Raw genomic sequence first — 17,810 nt, forward strand, 5'->3', positions numbered from 1 at the left:
GTTAGTTCCTCCTAGCTTGCACATGATTCACATTCTAATAGTTCAACTGACGTTGAGCGAACGTAGTATGTCGTTTTAATGCCTAATTTCCAAGCATTTAAGTGCAATTCTAATAATTCTTTAGCCTTTACAGTGTTTTGGACATATATATTTAACGAAATACCTTGGTCGATATGACGGGCACGTGCTGCGTTTTGTTTTAAAGTCCAATTTTGATCAATAAAGTATGCAGATTTGTAATACCAAGTTGTTTCTTGGTTCAAATCAGGAACAGTTACCGGAATCTTATAATCCTTTTTCTCTTCAGAATAAGATTTTTGGAAGATTGGATCGATACTCGCCGTACTACCTGCAATAATTGAAGTTGATGAGTTCGGCGCAATAGCCATTACATAACCGTTACGCATACCATTTTCAGCAACTGCTTGTTGTAATGAGGTCCACTTTTCACCACTATATTGGCGCTTTGTGAAGTATTCTCCTGTTTGCCAATCCGAACCTTCAAATAATGGATATTGGCCTTTTTCTTTTGCTAATTCCATTGATGCTTGAATTGTTAAATAAGCAATTTGCTCATAAAGCTTGTCAGCAAATTCAACAGACTCCTCAGATTCCCATGCAATGCTCTTCAGTGCCAATAAATGATGCCAACCGAATGTACCCAGACCAATACCACGATAACGGGCATTTGTACGTTCTGCTTGAGGTACAGGAATACGATTTAAGTCGATCACATTATCTAACATACGCACTTGAATTGGGATTAATCTTTCTAAAGCATCGGCAGGTACAGCTCGTCCAAGATTGATAGATGATAAGTTACAGACAACGAAGTCTCCAGGTTTGCGACGCGTTACAATAACATCGTCTTCTAATGTAATTGACTCGAACTTAGTAGCACTCATGTTTTGGAAAATTTCTGTACATAAATTACTTGAGTAAATCATACCTTCATGTTTATTTGGGTTTTTTCGGTTTACCTCATCACGATAGAACATAAAAGGCACACCAGTCTCTAATTGGCTACGCATAATGCGTTTCATAATATCAATTGCTGGTACAGCTTCACGTGTTAGTATCGGATTCGCTAAGCAAGCTTCATATTTTTCACGGAATGAACCTTGTCCACGTTTTTCGTCATAATAATCTTCTAGGTTAAAGCCCATTACTTCGCGAATTTCATGCGGGTCAAATAGGTGCCAATCTTCACGTGCTTCAACAGCCTCCATGAAAATATCCGGTAAGCTAACGCCTGTGAAGATATCATGCGCGCGCATACGCTCATCACCATTATTTAATTTTAAATCTAGGAATGGGAATATATCTTTATGCCAAACATCAAGATATATAGCAATTGCGCCTTGGCGTTGCCCTAATTGATCTACTGATACTGCTGTGTTATTTAATTGTTTAATCCAAGGAACAACTCCGCTTGAGGCCCCTTTAAAACCACGAATAGATGAGCCACGGCTACGTACTTTCCCCATATAGACGCCGATACCACCGCCAAACTTCGAAAGTGTCGCAACATCAGTATTTGAATCATAAATACTTTGTAAGCTGTCATCAACTGTATCGATAAAGCAACTTGATAATTGTCCATGCGTTTTACCTGCATTTGATAATGTAGGAGTAGCAGTCGTCATATATAAATTACTCATTGCCCAGTAAGATTCTTTAATTTTCGCAAGACGATCTGTTTTTTCATTTTGCATTAGTGTCATCGCTATAATCATCCAACGCTCTTGGGGCAATTCTATTGGTGTTTTATCAAAATCTCGAGTTACATAACGATCCAACAGTGTTTTCAATCCAATATATGTAAATATTTCATCACGTTTAGGTTCAATCATTAAGCCTATTTCTTCAAGTTCCTGTTTTGTATACGATGTTGTTAAAGTTGGATCATATAAACCTTTCTCGACAAGCTTCTCAACTTGTGTAGCAAATGCTGTGTAGACCTTTCCTACTTCTAATTGGCGTACTGTAGATGCTTCTCTATAAACACCCGCCAATAATAAGCGAGCTGCAACGAATGTCCAATATGTGTCCTCTTCATCTAAAAAACTTAACGCTTCTAGGCTCATCGCCTTTGTCCATTCAGCATCAGTGCCTTCGGAATTCTTATTTTCCCAGCGTTCAGACTTTCTAATAAGCTGACTAATTTCTTCTCTACCGAATTCTTTCTCTAATTGAGATAATAATATTGCTCTTTCATATGTCATTAATTGGACCATATCGTCGTCTCCTTTTTTACAAATATAAAAAGCGATGAATCTGCCTTCTTCGGCAGAGCCATCGCTCTAGGTTTTAAAATTGGAAACTGGTGAAATCACAACAAAAATTACTTTTGAAATCAAAAGTAAATTGTTTAATGTAAAGTCTCTCGCTTCCACTTCTCAACCCCCGAAGAAAGTGTCGTCATGCAAAAAAAGGCAGGTCTACTGGCTCATGCATCATCCAACTGTCATCCTTCCCAAGCATTGCTCAGTGGTTAATTGACAGTCGTCCGCATTCACAGTTGCGGGGACAGCTTCGGTTTCTTTTCCGAATTCCCTTTTAAACCGTATATGGTACCTTTTTTCGCTCACATACTATATATTGTGTTCTATTAATTAATCTAATCTAACATATTGTGTTCCTTTCAGACAAGTAGAATCGTAAAATTAAAGTAAATGAAAGCAAAAGACCTACGAAAAATGTTTCATAATTTCCTATAATGTCTATTTTAATTTTAATAAACAGGAGGTTAGGATTGTTTTTAAGTAAAAAATAATAAAAAACTACCCAAAATTGTATTTTGGGTAGCATAAAATCTATTTTAGTAACAATTAGTCGTCTTCATACTCTTTTTCGAAGTCTAGAATAGCACCAGTTTTAGCATCAATTTCTAATTCGTATTCGTACATACCATCTTTAACTTCAATTTCATAAACGCCGTCTTCTTCATCTAATTCAATTTTAGTAATTGTTCCTTTTGCTTTTGTTAAAGCAATTTGAGAAGCTTTTTGCTCACCAATGAAAGGTGTTGCTGGATTATTTGGTGTTTTTGTAATTCTTTCTTTATCAGTAATCATAACTTTCCCAGTTATTGCATCAACATCGATATCATATTCATAATCGGAAGTTAAAATCTCAAATTCATATACTCCATCTTCACGGTCATACTCTGCTTTTTTCACTGTACCATTAACACTTTTTAATGCAATTGCTTTTGCTTCTTCAATACCTATTACTTTATTAGGTGTTGAAGGATTTGCTGTATTTCCAGAGTTAGGAGTACTTGGTTTAGTAGTTGTGATTACATCGTCAGCTACTTCTGATTCTTTTTTAAGTATTTTCCCTGTTTTTGCATGAATTTCAAATTCATATTCTGTTGTGCCATTAATAATTTCGATTTCGTATACGCCATCACTTTTATCTAATTTGGCTTTTTGTACAGTACCGCCAACATTATTTAAAGCTATTTGTTTCGCTTTTTCTAAACCAATTAATTTGCCAGTTACTACTTTTTTCGAAATCTTCTCTTTTTCTTTTTTCACAATTTTCCCTGTGTACGCATTGATATCAAAATCGTATTCATACCCAGCTCTAATGATTTCAATTTCGTAAATACCATCTTCTCGATCTAATTTGGCTTTTTTGACTGAACCTTTAACCGATTTTAATGCTATTTCTTTCGCTTTTGCTAAACCAATTACATTTTTATTATTTATTGTATTAGAAACTTTTGTTGTTTCTGTTTTCTTTTCTAGTAACTTTCCCGTTTTAGCATCTAATGTTAATTCGTATTCTTTACTTTTGCCTCGTACATCAATTTCATATACTTGAACGCCTTTTTCTTTGTCCAACTCTACTTTATATACTGTACCTTTTACATAGCTAAGTGCTTTTTTCGAAATTTCTTCTGAAGATAAAATTTTACCTGCGTTATTTTGAATACCGGCCGCTGCAACTACTCCTGTAACTGCAAGTGAACCTGTAAGCGCTATAGCTGTAATCATTTTTTTCATAATTAAATTCCTCCTCTTTGTTGATACTTATACTTTACACAATGAAAATGAAAGAATAAGGAGAACAAGATTAGAATTTGATGAGAAATTATTAATCCCACGTAGTCGAAATCACTTTGCCGGAAATAGCGTGAATTTGAAAGACTGCATCTTTGTCGTTTCCTTCAATCTCTACTAAATAATATCCACCATCACTCGTATCGTAAAAAGAAATTTCATCAACAGTCCCATTTAGCTTTTTCTTTGCAATAGTAATCACTTGTTCTTTAGATAATAGTGAAGAATCTTGCTCTGCATCTGCTTGAATTTCTGATAAAACTTCCCCATTAATAGCATCTATTAATAAGTTAATATGCTCTTTTCCATTTACTATTTCTATTTGGTATACGGGTTCTTCCTTATTTGTATTGAGTGATATTTTTTTTATTTTCCCGTTATATTGCTCTTTAATAATTTTTCGTATTTCAGTTTCTGGTAAATAGTTTATATCTTCTTTAACATCCGATTTATCCTGAGTCATCTGTAGAATTTTACCCGATTCTGCATCAACATTGAGTTGATAAAGCTTGTTATTTCTTTGAAGCCGTACTCGATATTGATCGTTTATAGTAAGAAAAGAGATAATTTCTCCTCCATACATCGTTTCAATATCATTATAGATTTCTTCCGTTGTAAGTGATGTTTCTTTCGTCAGTTTATTCCAAATCATGATACTAAGAATAGTAGCAATAATGATGAGTGTCACAATGAATAGTATTGATAGTTTTTCGCGGATACGCATATCATTGTTCCCCCTCATTACTATTTTCAAATCGTAAGACGATTGTAGTTCCTTCACCTAGAGTACTTAATACGGTGATATTGATAGCTAAACGCTCAGCAATTTCATGCGCTATAGCTAATCCTAAACCAGTACCACCCGTTTTGCGATTGCGATCCTCACTAACACGATAAAAACGATCAAATAAATGCGGAATATTCTCTTTAGCAATGCCTTGCCCGAAATCTTGAATACGGACGACGAATTGCGCTCCTTCTTTTGCTACGCTTACATTGATTTCACGTTCACTATAATGACGGGCATTTTCTAAGAATATAAAGAATAACTGTTTTAGCTTTTGCTCATCAGTTTTTATTATTACTGGCCCATTTCCTAATAAGTTAAATTCTCTCCCGTATGCTTGATGCATTTGATGCAGTGTATCTTCTAATACTTTATAAATATCGATGGCTGCAATTGTTAGTGGAATATTCTCCTTATTTTTAGCTAATTCCAGCATTTGTTTTATCATTTCGTTCATACGAATGGACTCACTTAAAATTGCTTGTACAGCTTCATTTGCTACTTCTTTATTATCAAAACCACGACGTTTTAATAGACGAGCATAACTTTCAACTACTGTTAAAGGTGTTTTTAATTCATGAGAAGCGTTCGATACGAAATGCTCTTGTTTACGATAGTTTTGCTCCAACTGAAACATCATCTCATTAAAGGTACGACTCATTTCAGCCATTTCATCTCGGCCGTCATCTTCTATATTTATTTTTTCAAAAGTTCCTGACTTTTGGCTTTCCTGCATCGTAGCAATTAGCCGATGTATTGGTTTAGTAACGATACGCCCTAGCGTCATACTTGATAGTACAATAGGAATTGTCGCTAAAATTGTTACACCAAGTAAGACAAGCCGTAACAATTCTAGATTTCGTGCTACATCCTTCATGGACTGTAGCATCTGAATATGCACCACTGAACCGTCAACCCAAATTGCGGGCATACTCATTGATAATACTGGTATACCTTCGTATTTTTTCACTGAGTATCTTTTATGCTCATCAATATCGGGATGATACTCCTCAATACCTTCAGTAGATTGTACAGTAATGAGTGATTTTCCATTTAAGTCAACGGCTCTTATAGCCCCCCTTGGAGGAATATAGGCACGTAATATCGTAGCTGGGTCATTTACTTTACTCGTCTGGCTAATAGACGTTACAAGCTCTTTAGACTCGGATAAAAGTTGATTGTACTCTGTATCATAGGCCATTTTTTCATATAAGAAATAAATTCCGATCATCGTAAGCACCAGAATAATCAACATGACAAGCGACGAGAAAACATGAATTTTCGTCTTAAGCTTCATTCACCTGCTCCTTTAATACATAACCGACACCTCGGACTGTTTGAATAAGTGGTTGTTTACTCCCTTTATCCACTTTCTGACGAATGTAACGAATATAAACATCTACGACATTGGTATCCCCATAATAGTCATAACCCCATACAGCATCTAAGATTTGCTCACGTGAAAGGACTTGTTTGGGATTCTTGATTAAATAAAGTAACAATTCATATTCTCTCGGAGTTAAATCAATAGAACGACCATTTCTTTTAACTTCACGTGTCTGTTCATGTATAGATAAGTCTTTATACTCGTGGAAAAATTCATCCTGCTCTTTAGCGAATTCCTGTTGTTGTGGTTTAAAGCGAAGTGCTGCCCGAATTCTCGCTAGTAATTCATCTATTTCAAATGGTTTTGTCATGTAATCATTAGCGCCCAGATCAAGTCCCGTCACCTTATCCTCAACATCATCTTTAGCAGTGAGCATAATAACAGGTGTATTAAATTCTGTCGCACGAATTCGCTTCAATACATCCAGACCATTCAAACCTGGAAGCATAATATCAAGTAGGAGAAGATCCCACTGCTGTTCGCGGTATAATATAAGCCCATCTGTTCCTGTATGAGCAATTCCCGTTTCATAACCTTCAAATTCTAATTCCAGTTGTAATACACGTGCAATTTTTTCCTCATCTTCTATGATTAAAATGCGCTCAGCCATTATTCTCACCAACCATTTTTTATTTCCATAGTATCATGTCATTATGAAAATTCCATGAGAAGGATTATATGATATACAATTTTTTTATATAAAAAGAGCCTACCCTTTTTTATAAAGGTAGACTCAATTTTTATTAAAATACGATAATTGCCAATACAATCGCTAAAATAATTCGATAGATGGCAAATGGTGTTAATTTAATTTTGTCGATTAATTTTAAGAAGAATTTAATCGATAATAACGCAAAGATAAATGCACTAACGAATCCTATTGCGTAAAATCCAATGTGGTCCATAGACATGTACTGCCAGTTTTTCATAACAGATACTAAGCTAGCTCCTGCCATAATTGGCACTGCCATGATAAATGTAAAATCGGCTGCCGTTTTATGATCTAAACCTAGTAATACCCCGCCTGAAATGGTTGCACCTGAGCGTGAAAATCCTGGCCATAATGATAAACATTGTACTAAACCAATCTTTAATGCTTGACCGTATGAAATTTTATCTAAAGTAGTAACTGTTGGTCTTTTCGGCCCAAATTTATCTGCAACAATCATTAAAATCGCGCCAGCTACTAAGCTGAAAATAACCGGTTTTACTCCAAATAAATAGTCATCGATATAATCTTTGAACGCAAACCCTAAAATAACTGCAGGTAACATTCCCACAATAACATGTATTAAGTTAAATTTACGATTTGCTGGTTGACCTTTAATTTTATAAAGACCCACTAAACTTAATAATCGTTTCCACATGACTACAACAACCGCTAAAATAGAGCCTAACTGCACGACAATTTTAAATGTATTAGCAGAATACATTCCTAAAAATTCTTCCGTTTTTAACCACATATCATCTACAATGATCATATGTCCTGTAGACGACACGGGTGCAAACTCCGTCATACCTTCTACTAAGCCCAGTATAAGAGCCTTTAATAATTCAATAAAGTCCATAGTATCTCCTTATTCTTTTAATAATTGAAATGCCGAATCCTCACGCCATTTCTAGCTAAACTATCATACCACAATATACCTCGTTTAACTTTTACCATTATGTTAAAAATCACTTACAAAATTCTACGTCTACAACCCACATTTCTGAACGACTATTCGTCCGAATTGGTGGTCCCCAAAACCCGAACCCTGATGACACAATTGTATGCGTTGCTGCCTTTAGTTTATAACCATAATCGTGTTCGAACGTTTTTCGTGTAATGTATTGATTGGGCCACATTTGTCCTAAATGTGTATGTCCTGATAAATGTACATCTACACCAAGCTTGCTTGGTGTTTCAATATCCGTAGGCGTATGATCCATAACAATCCAAGGTAGCTTGTGATCAACGGTTGTTGCTAACGTTTCTAGCGAAGCTCGATCGCCATTAGTTATGTCTTCTCTTCCTGTAACATAAAACGAATCTGCCACTAGAATTGTTTCATCTTGTAAAATGTTTACGCCAGATTCAGCCATTTCATGAACAAATAATGGAATTTTCCGTCCATAATATTCATGATTACCTAGAACGCCATATACACCGTATGTACTTTTCAATTGCTTCATTACATCACTCATTCCATACTCCACATACCAAATAGGATCGTCATCAACTAAATCTCCAACAAGAAAAACAACATCTGGTTTTGCTTCATTAGACAATTTCACAAAACGTTCTAAATGAGCTTTATTCGATAAAATACCTAAGTGAAAGTCCGAGCCTATAACCATTCTTAACGGCTTTTGTACAGGATTAGCTTTTTGAATTTTAATAGTAAGATTTCTTACAACTGGTGAGTATGCCATATAGCTACCGAAAGCTACAATGATGAATAATAATACGGCAACAACATAACCAACCCATTTTATTTGTAAGTCTGGTAAGAGCCATACAAGTAAATTCGCTAGTGGGAATAACAACAAGCCATACTGAATGACAATCATCCAATAGCTTCCAATAATTTTAAATAAACGTAGCTTATGATGAATGCGCTCAATCAGGATGCTATAAGCGGCAATAGTCCAAATCACTCCGAAAACGACTGTTCCCTCAAAAGAAAAAGCAACATGGAGCCATGTATAGACATTCCATCCTAAATAGAAAACTAATGCATTATATAGTAGAAACGCGATTAATCCAAACCCAATTCTTTTCCCCATAAAATTCCTCCTTGTTCCTTTTCCTGTTAGTATAGCATTTCATGTTAATGACGACTTGTTAGAAGCATACCTAGTAATTTCTACGTCTCTGGTCTTAGTTGAAAATGCATTTCAGGGCCGTTTGTCCAAAAACATTCCTAGCGTAATATAAAGGTACAAACGAAGGGAGGCACTAACTTATGAAAAAAGTCGGATTATTTATCATCGGCGTCATCGCCGCTATCACAATTTTATGTTCACTTGGAGCTATGGCAGGTTTGGCTATTTCAGCAGCCATTCTATATGCAGGTATTCACTTCTACTTAAAGAGTGAATCAACATTTACAAAAATCATCTGGGCTCTTGTTGCAATCGCAGGTTTACTAACAGCTGTAGCGAATATCCCTAGCTTTATCGGTTTAATCGCAATCGTTGTACTTTGGTATATTATTCGTAAATGGGACGGTAAAGAAAAAACACAAATCATTACTGCAAAAACAGATGATCCATTTACAAATTTCGAAAACCAATGGGATGAATTAACAAAATAAGGAGGAATTTAAAATGGCAAACTTACTACAACGTTTAAAATATACACTTGAGGCCGACTTACATTCAGTATTTGATAAAAAGGAAGCTAAAAACCCTATTGCTATGCTAAATCAGTATATCCGTGAAGCAGAAAAGCAAACTGAGCAGACTGGTAAATGGTTAGAACGCCAAGCATCTCTAAAAAAGGAACTTGAAAACGAGCTAGCAGTAGCAATGGAAATGTTCAATAAGCGCCAAAAGCAAGCTGAACTTGCTAAGCTAAGTGGCGAAGAAGATTTAATCGGCTTTGCAGAACAAGAAATGACTGCTTATGCAAACCGACAAATCGTATTAAAAGACAGCATTAACAAAGCAACTGAAGAATTATTTGGCTTGGAACGCAAATACGAAGAAATGAAACATAAAATTAAAGATATGAAAGTCCGCCAGCTTCAATTAATGGGGAAAGAAAATGTCACACGTGCCCATAATCAGATGGATCGTGTTTTAAACCCAGAAACAAACGGGCAAGTCGGTAAACGCTTAGAAACTTTCGAATCTATGGAAGCTTATATTGAGCGTCTAGGGCAAAAAATTGATCAAGAGCATGAAATTTCATCTATGGAGCAACGCCTAGCAATGTTAGAAAAAAATGCTCCTCAACCGATTACAATTATCGAAGAAAAATTAAGCTAATACTAGACTTCTTTGGAAGGCAAGTTATACTAAAAAGGAGAAAGGCGCAGATGCCCTTCTCCTTTGAGTTTTTCTATTAAATAAATATTATGATGCGAAGAAGGAGGAACAATATGAATCAAATTACAACAAATAAACTGACGATGTTACTTCTCATCTCGTTATTGCTAGTCTTTATCGAAGTGACGTTTTTCGGTAATGGCAGTATTATTTTCGCCCTTCTTGGCATCGTAATGATTTATATGAGCATTAGTAAACGCCGAAAATGGTTATTTTGGATGGGTGCTGTCATCAGTATCATTTCATTATTTTCAATGTGGAGTTTACGCATTCTAGTTGTAGCAACACTTTTATATATTTTATGGCAACTAAAAAAAGGAGCTCCTGTCTCAATATCACTAACAGAGCAATTTGATCACAATCAAATCGGCGCCCAATCGATTATTCAAAATAAGGCATTCTCTTTTCAAAGGACTCCTACAAATGCCTATGAATGGCAAGATATTCATGTGCAAGGGATTGTTGGTGATCTAACAATTGATACAACACAAACGCTTTTACCGAAAGGCACTTCCCTTATATCAGTTCGTCAAGGCTTTGGAAAAGTGAGAATCGCCGTACCCTATGAAGTTCCAGTACGAATTCATTTTAATACTCTAGTTGGTGATGTTCAGCTTTTCGGCAACAAAATGCCACGTTTGTGGAATAAAACTATTTCGATGAAGGATGGCTATAATCCAGAAATTGAACATACTGTTGAGTTGATTATTACCGTATCAACATTATTCGGGGATGTTGAGGTGATTCGTAAATGAAATCACTTATCCCAAGATTTCTATCCATTTTCCTTATCGAAATTGCGATTGTTGTATTCGTTTTCTTCATTTTATGGGGGCTACCAGAATTAGATACTTGGTCCCCTCTATGGAAGCTATATTATTTAGAACTACCACTCGGTTTGTGGATTGCAACATTATTAGCTATTTTCAGCATTAGTATTGCTATTTGGTCTATTTCTTTAACACAAAGTAAAGAAAAAGAATTAGCAAATGTACTACAATCCTTAATACAAACGGATAAAAATTCACCAGTCTCAACAAAGTATTTATCTAAAAATGTTCGTAAATCCATTGAGTCTGTTGAAGACCTAATCATTACCCAACGAAAAAGTCTTCAACGAATTACAAATGAACGAGCTGAGGCTGAGGATAAAATAATTCAAGAGCGAATCATTCAAGAAAGACAACGCCTTGCTCGCGAATTGCATGATTCCGTATCCCAACAATTATTTGCAGCCTCTATGTTATTATCAACGGTCAATGAAACAGCACCTGAAAATTTACCATTACATTTCACAAAACCATTAAAACAAACAGAGACAATTGTACAACAAGCTCAACTTGAGATGCGTGCTTTATTATTACATTTGCGACCTGCTGCCCTGCACAACAAATCACTGGCTCAAGGTCTTGAAGATTTATTATTTGAATTAAAGCAAAAAGTTTTCTTCAACATACATCATCGTTTAGAAGAAGTTTCTTTGCAAAAAGGTGCAGAAGACCATTTATTTCGGATTGCTCAAGAAACCTTATCCAACACTTTACGCCATGCAAAAGCAACTGAAGTTGACATCTTACTGGTAGAACGTGATAATCTTGCTATTTTCCGTGTACAAGATAATGGGGTTGGCTTCCAAGAGTATGATGAAAAAGCCGGCTCCTATGGTTTAAAAAACATTGAAGAACGTGCTATCGAAATAGGTGGTACTTGTAAAATTGTTTCCGTTCCAAATCAAGGAACAGTTATAGAAGTAAAGATTCCAATAGAGAAGGAGCATGAACCAGATGATTCGAATATTATTAGCGGATGACCATGAAATGGTACGGATCGGTGTATCAGCCTATCTTCAAGCACAACCTGATATGGAGGTAGTTGCAGAAGCTACTAATGGTCAAGAAGCGTTTGACCTATCGTTAGAACATCGCCCTGATATTATTTTAATGGATATGGTAATGCCCATTATGACAGGTGCAGAAGCTACTGCTGCAATTATTAAAGAGTGGCCACAAGCCAAAATCATGATAGTGACAAGCTTCTTAGATGACGATAAAGTTTACCCAGCTTTAGAAGCTGGAGCTATTAGCTACTTGCTCAAAACAACTAATGCTAAGCAAATCGCTGATGCTATTCGTCAAACTGCAAATGGTACCCCTGTTTTAGAGCCTGAAGTAACGAGTAAAATGATGAAGCGGTTACGTCAAACTGATCGCCCTCTTCATGAGGATTTAACTGAACGAGAGAGAGAAATCCTCCTTTTAATTGCTCAAGGAAAAGCCAATCAAGATATTGCTAACGAACTTTTCATTGCCTTAAAAACGGTCAAAACACATGTCAGTAATATATTAGCTAAACTTGAAGTACAAGATCGTACTCAAGCAGTCGTATACGCGTTCCAACATCATTTAGTGAAGTAAGTGATGTTGGAAACAACAATCAATTCCAATAAATACCCTATTTTGCGATAATAAGTAAGATTATGGTGTTTCAATACTATATTTTTTATAAAATTATCTAAATTTTCTTACATCTGTGAGTTTAGTCTCTACAAATTATAATTTTCGTCACACAAAATAACTCTTTTTACCGATTCTAAAATTATTTCAATAGTGTAATATCCAAAATAGTATAATTTATGGAAGGTATATATATGCAAAATATTGGGCGAATTATTAAATCCGAACGTATAAAACAAAACATGAAACAAAAAGTACTTGCTGAAGATATTTGTTCTACATCTTATTTAAGTAAGATTGAAAATGGCAACAAATCTCCCTCTCCCGAAGTACTGAACGACTTAATTGCGCGTTTACAAATAAATCTAAATTACTTTTCACAAGAAAACGAAGAGCAGATTATGGCTAATCTTTACGAAAATTACAAATCTATTGTGCTAACTCGTAACGAGCAAGCTGCTAAGGATAAAGTTAACCATTATATGAACTTTGAAATTAGGTTTGATGAACCAAAAAATTTTTACTATTATAATCTGTATTTGTTCAGGCTTTTTTTAGTCTCTAAACAACCTCTAGATGAAATAGAACACTTTTTAACAGCCTTTTATGCCATGGAAGAAAATTTAGATAATCGTCAAAGTTTTATCTATAACGTCAATGCTAATATCTATCATTTTAGAAAAAGCAATTATATAAAAGCACTCTCCTATCTAGAATCATCTATAAATTTATTACCTAGTATCCAATTAGAAGACTGGGAAAGAGCCGATTATTATTATATATTAGCTTTAAATTATTATTCCTTAAACCAAAACTTAAACGCGCTTAATTATGCAAAGAAATCTAGTGCTATTTACGAATCACTGGGATACTTCGCACGCTCAGTTGATTGTAAAACTTTAATTGCCGCAACATACATTCAAAATGGTCACTACGCTAGTGCAGAGCAAATTTTAGAAGATACTTCACTCTTCTGTCATCAGCATCAGCTTCAACAATTTGAAAGTTTACTGTCGCAGAACATGGGTTTTATCTTTGCCCTCCAAGGGCATGCAAAAAAAGCTATTACTTTTTACAAGAAAAGTTATAATGCTAAAACAGAGCCTCTTAGTATTCTCATAACTATCCATTCAATCATTAAAGAATACTCTAAATTAAATCAAGAAGATTATGTACGAAAATGGTGCGAAAAAGGGCTAGACCTTATTAAGGAAAATGAATTAACCGACACTACAACAACCTATTTGTATCACTTTGAAATTTTCAAAATGAAACATCAGTTAATTCCCTTTGAAGAAAAGCTAATCGCCAATGCTATCGACCATTTCCAACGAATCAATGACATTAAAAACGTTCAAAAATACGCTATTCTTTTAGGCAATTTACTTTATGAGCATCATGAATATAAAAAAGCCGCTTCCTATTTCCAAAGGTCAACTGAAGCTATGTATCAATTAAAGTATATTAATAAGTGGGAAGACCTCACATAAAAGTAAAAACCCAGATTGCGCCATAGCAATCTGGGTTTTCTTATTAATAAACGGATACTACATTTACTGTTACTTTGAACAAATCTCCGTCTACTTCAATTTTCATACGAGCTCCGTGTAAATCAACAATCGATTGTGCAATGGCTAAGCCAAGACCTGATCCATCTGTATGACGAGAAGCATCTGCTCGCTTGAAGCGTTCATATAATTCCTCAACATTTTCACCAATCTCATATTTCGTTACATTTTTTATTACAAATTCTGCTTCACCATTGTGATGACAAAGTGTCACATAGACGCGTGTACCTTCTAGTGCATATTTCAACGTGTTGACGATTAAATTATCCAGTACTCTCCACCACTTTTGACCATCAACATATGCAAATAACGGCCCATCCGGTGTATTCACCCGGAAATCTAACGCAGATTTTGTTATATCCTCTGCATGTTCTGCAAGAGCCTGTTGTAGCAACTGATTCAAATCGACCCGTTGTTTATGAAGCTCAATATTGCCTGAAGCCATTTTCGAAACTTCAAATAAATCTTCGATAAGCGTTTTTAACCTCTGTGATTTTTTATCTAAAATCGCAATATAAGAATTGCGTTCTTCTTCAGTAATATTTGGTTTTTTCAATAAATCTGTATACGTAATAATCGATGTTAATGGTGTACGCAAATCATGGCTCACATTAGTGATAAGTTCTGTTTTTAGACGCTCACTTTTTGCCTGCTCAGTAATCGACGTGCGAACACCATCACGTAAATCATTCAAATTTTTGGCATGTGAAGCAAGTGCTGACTTACCTTGTATTTTAATTTCATTGCTCAAGCGACCTGCAGCCATTTGCTCTGTTTCTTTCATAATACGATTTAAATAGCTCATTCGTGTTAAGAATAGAAGCGTCGCTGGTAGTAGGATGAATAGAAACAGCGGAATGTATATGAGGAATAGTTGCCACGCCACTAATGCTCCACCAAGGCCTAATCCCCCTAAGAAAATAATCCCGAATAGAATAACTGATTGGAAACCGATGCTACGATTTAAAAATAAATCCTGTAACTTCTCAAAAGCTTTTCTTGCTAAACTATTCTGATATGCTTTCACACGTTTCTCTTCGCTATTTAAATCTTCTAAAACAGATACTATTTGGGCAAGGAATACCCATAAAATGAAATATAATATTACAAAAGCAAAGCCAAATCTGAATAACTTATCCACACTAAAATGATAATAACTATATTGCACCCTATCTTCCACCAATAATAAGCTGATAAACAGAGCCCATATCGTAACAAATAAGCTAATAATTCGTACATCGATCGGCCATTGTCGAATCCAGTGAGGTGCATTATTATTCTCTAAAATGGCTTTCTTATTTGATTTCCAAGTGGCCAATAATAGTACTAAACTTGCTAAACCTAACGCCCAAATAATAGAGTACCAAATTTGGTTTGCTTTAAATCCTTTATAGTCTGTTGCAAATTCTGCATATTGTAGTGCATTCTTTGGAATTGTGATTAGCCCTTCGTACTGGTACGTTTTATCAATAAGTGCTTCGTCGATATCACTTGGCTCTAGCCTTGTCGATACATTTGAATCATCATACCAAGAATCTCCATAATTATTTGAATAATTGCTATTAATACTATTCGACTTAAGTAATTCTTTCCCTTTTCCAAATTTAATACTAAATGCAGCAGGACTATCTACATCACCAAATGTAGTTGTTTTCTGTGTATCCACATCAGTTAATTTAAAAGCAAAGAAGCGATAGTTATTCAATAAATCCCTTTTTTCACTACTTACATCTGTGACATAATCATCTATTGCTCTTTTCTTACTGTCAATAATTTTAGCTTTAATATACTCGTCGTCTTCAAAATTTTTCGTAATATCATCTATTTTAGCATCGCGTTCTTTAATCAAAGCTGCTTTCACTTTTGTTGACTTAGAATCGATTGCTGCAGAAATGCGGTCTTCGTATTGGCTATTAATATTCTCAATTTGTTCGCTTAAACTACCATATCTTGTACGATGTTCCTCGATTTCATTATCTGTCACAGTAATTGCCTTTTTCGCCTCATCAGCATCAATAGGGTTTAACAGAAGTGGCCCTATATTGTTTGTAAACTCATATAACTTAGATTGGAAAATTTCAGAATCAAAATAATCCTTTCCTATATATTTCTGACCTTGTTGTAACAATGAAAAAATACTGAATATAACAATTGTTAGTAAAAACAAACTAAAAAGCTTTTTAGGATTGTTTTTCATTATTACTCACCCCCCATCCATCTTGTTAGTTGAGCAAATGTTCTAGTCGTTCTTGTAAAGCTTAAATCTACTAAATCTAAAATAAATGATAAACAATACGTCAAGCTGATGACTGCTATAGATATTGCAAGGATTGACCATAAAAACGCATTATTATTTCTCGATTTTGTAGCCAATGCCCCACACCACCTTTAAAAAACGCGGATTTTTTGGATCCACTTCAATTTTTTCTCTTATCTTCCGTATATGCACGGCTACTATGTTTTCCGCATTGTACGCAGGCTCGTTCCAAACGCGCTCGTAAATTTCCTGAATCGAAAATACACGGCCAGCATTCGCCATCAATAGTTCAGTTATCTTGAACTCAATTGGTGTTAGTTTTACTGACTCCCCATCAAGCGTGACTTCTTTGGATTCCTGATCCAGCACTAATCCTTGCACAGCAATTTTCGATTGTTGCTCATTATACGTTCCAAGTTTCACATAACGGCGCATTTGCGATTTCACACGCGCCACAAGCTCCATAGGATGAAATGGCTTCGTCACATAATCATCTGCCCCGACGGACAAACCATGTATTTTATCTGAATCCTCCGCCTTCGCACTCAACATTATTATAGGAATGTTGCGCTCCTCACGAATTTTAAATGTCGCCGTAATCCCGTCCATCTTAGGCATCATAATATCTAAAATAATTAAATGTACTTCATTTTCTGAAAGTATCTCCAACGCCTCAAGCCCATCTGCTGCCTTTAATACGTTGTATCCCTCATTTTTTAAATAAATTTCAATCCCATCACGAATATCCTGGTCATCATCCGTCACAAGAACCGTATATTCTGCCATTTCTCGCACCTCATCCCTCAACAAATTCAAATATATATTTTACTCATTCATTAATCTCGTATTTCTATAACATTTATAATACACATCAAATCTTAAGACCACCTTATCACAAAAATGAAGAAATTCTTAAGGTTTATATTAAATGCTGAAGGCGCTCGTCTAGACTCGACAAGCACTGCAACCTTCGAATCGAAAACATCTTTTCAGTTTTCGACCGAGAAGGTGAAAGTGACCTCGAGAGTCTAGCGCTTGAAGCTGGATATCTACTTTAATGCTGAAGCGGCCCGTTTAGCCCCGACAAGCACTGGAAGGCTCGAATCAAAGGCGCTTTTTGCCTTTGACCGAGAGACTGAAGTGACTCGAGGGGCTGGCCGCTGAAGCTGGATATCTTACTTTAATGCTGAAGGCGCTCGTTCAGCTGCGAGGTCGTTGGAAGGCGGAAGCCAAAGTCGCTCTTTGACTTTGAG

16 protein-coding genes and 1 riboswitch are annotated in these 17,810 nt (G+C 35.5%); of the genes, 6 read left to right on the plus strand and 10 right to left on the minus strand.

Annotation, left to right across the window (positions count from 1 at the left end):
• Positions 1–11 precede the first annotated feature (11 nt).
• From AMD00_RS16190 to AMD00_RS16220, 7 genes are all read right to left on the minus strand, one after another.
• Positions 12–2,237, minus strand: coding sequence for a ribonucleoside-diphosphate reductase subunit alpha (locus AMD00_RS16190; protein WP_053418023.1), 2,226 nt, complete (start codon positions 2,235–2,237; stop codon positions 12–14).
• 180 nt (positions 2,238–2,417) lie between these two features.
• Positions 2,418–2,596, minus strand: a riboswitch (cobalamin riboswitch).
• A 235-nt stretch (positions 2,597–2,831) separates the two neighbouring features.
• Positions 2,832–4,013 (minus strand): PepSY domain-containing protein, encoded by a 1,182-nt coding sequence (locus AMD00_RS16195; RefSeq protein ID WP_053418024.1) that lies wholly within the window; start codon positions 4,011–4,013, stop codon positions 2,832–2,834.
• A gap of 91 nt (positions 4,014–4,104) precedes the next feature.
• Complete coding sequence (locus AMD00_RS16200) at positions 4,105–4,794, minus strand: PepSY domain-containing protein (RefSeq protein WP_053418025.1); 690 nt, start codon at positions 4,792–4,794, stop codon at positions 4,105–4,107.
• Between the two features lies 1 nt (position 4,795).
• Positions 4,796–6,154, minus strand: a complete 1,359-nt coding sequence (locus AMD00_RS16205) for a sensor histidine kinase (protein ID WP_053418026.1) — start codon at positions 6,152–6,154, stop codon at positions 4,796–4,798.
• Entirely contained in the window at positions 6,144–6,854 is a 711-nt protein-coding gene (locus AMD00_RS16210) for a response regulator transcription factor (RefSeq protein WP_053418027.1), read from the minus strand. The genes AMD00_RS16205 and AMD00_RS16210 overlap by 11 nt, the downstream gene beginning before the upstream one ends.
• Before the next feature lie 133 nt (positions 6,855–6,987).
• Complete coding sequence (locus AMD00_RS16215; RefSeq protein ID WP_053418028.1) at positions 6,988–7,812, minus strand: undecaprenyl-diphosphate phosphatase; 825 nt, start codon at positions 7,810–7,812, stop codon at positions 6,988–6,990.
• A 109-nt stretch (positions 7,813–7,921) separates the two neighbouring features.
• Complete coding sequence (locus AMD00_RS16220) at positions 7,922–9,013, minus strand: metallophosphoesterase (RefSeq protein ID WP_053418029.1); 1,092 nt, start codon at positions 9,011–9,013, stop codon at positions 7,922–7,924.
• A gap of 179 nt (positions 9,014–9,192) precedes the next feature.
• Between AMD00_RS16220 and AMD00_RS16225 the strand changes: the two genes are divergently transcribed.
• The 6 genes from AMD00_RS16225 to AMD00_RS16250 all read left to right on the plus strand — a co-directional run bounded on the left by AMD00_RS16225 (position 9,193) and on the right by AMD00_RS16250 (position 14,222).
• Positions 9,193–9,543 (plus strand): lmo0954 family membrane protein, encoded by a 351-nt coding sequence (locus tag AMD00_RS16225; RefSeq protein ID WP_053418030.1) that lies wholly within the window; start codon positions 9,193–9,195, stop codon positions 9,541–9,543.
• 13 nt (positions 9,544–9,556) lie between these two features.
• Positions 9,557–10,219 (plus strand): PspA/IM30 family protein, encoded by a 663-nt coding sequence (locus tag AMD00_RS16230; RefSeq protein ID WP_053418031.1) that lies wholly within the window; start codon positions 9,557–9,559, stop codon positions 10,217–10,219.
• Between the two features lie 113 nt (positions 10,220–10,332).
• Complete coding sequence (liaF, locus tag AMD00_RS16235) at positions 10,333–11,034, plus strand: cell wall-active antibiotics response protein LiaF (protein ID WP_053418032.1); 702 nt, start codon at positions 10,333–10,335, stop codon at positions 11,032–11,034.
• Positions 11,031–12,089, plus strand: coding sequence for a sensor histidine kinase (locus AMD00_RS16240; RefSeq protein ID WP_053418033.1), 1,059 nt, complete (start codon positions 11,031–11,033; stop codon positions 12,087–12,089). The genes liaF and AMD00_RS16240 overlap by 4 nt, the downstream gene beginning before the upstream one ends.
• On the plus strand, positions 12,064–12,693 hold the full coding sequence (locus tag AMD00_RS16245) for a response regulator (protein WP_053418034.1): 630 nt from the start codon (positions 12,064–12,066) through the stop codon (positions 12,691–12,693). Before AMD00_RS16240 ends, AMD00_RS16245 begins: the two co-directional genes overlap by 26 nt.
• A gap of 233 nt (positions 12,694–12,926) precedes the next feature.
• Entirely contained in the window at positions 12,927–14,222 is a 1,296-nt protein-coding gene (locus tag AMD00_RS16250; protein WP_053418035.1) for a helix-turn-helix domain-containing protein, read from the plus strand.
• Positions 14,223–14,265: 43 nt separating this feature from the next.
• Here the strand turns inward: AMD00_RS16250 and AMD00_RS16255 are convergent, their stop codons facing one another.
• From AMD00_RS16255 to AMD00_RS16260, 3 genes are read right to left on the minus strand one after another with little or no spacing between them, the layout of a single operon-like run.
• Positions 14,266–16,497 carry a HAMP domain-containing sensor histidine kinase gene (locus tag AMD00_RS16255; RefSeq protein WP_053418036.1) on the minus strand — a complete coding sequence of 744 codons (2,232 nt, stop codon included), beginning with the start codon at positions 16,495–16,497 and terminating at the stop codon, positions 14,266–14,268.
• A 2-nt stretch (positions 16,498–16,499) separates the two neighbouring features.
• On the minus strand, positions 16,500–16,673 hold the full coding sequence (locus AMD00_RS23310) for a hypothetical protein (RefSeq protein WP_157059271.1): 174 nt from the start codon (positions 16,671–16,673) through the stop codon (positions 16,500–16,502).
• Entirely contained in the window at positions 16,651–17,343 is a 693-nt protein-coding gene (locus AMD00_RS16260; protein WP_053418037.1) for a response regulator transcription factor, read from the minus strand. The genes AMD00_RS23310 and AMD00_RS16260 overlap by 23 nt, the downstream gene beginning before the upstream one ends.
• Positions 17,344–17,810: the final 467 nt, after the last annotated feature.

The sequence above is a fragment of the Viridibacillus arvi genome, assembly GCF_001274945.1.
Taxonomy (GTDB): domain Bacteria; phylum Bacillota; class Bacilli; order Bacillales_A; family Planococcaceae; genus Viridibacillus; species Viridibacillus arvi.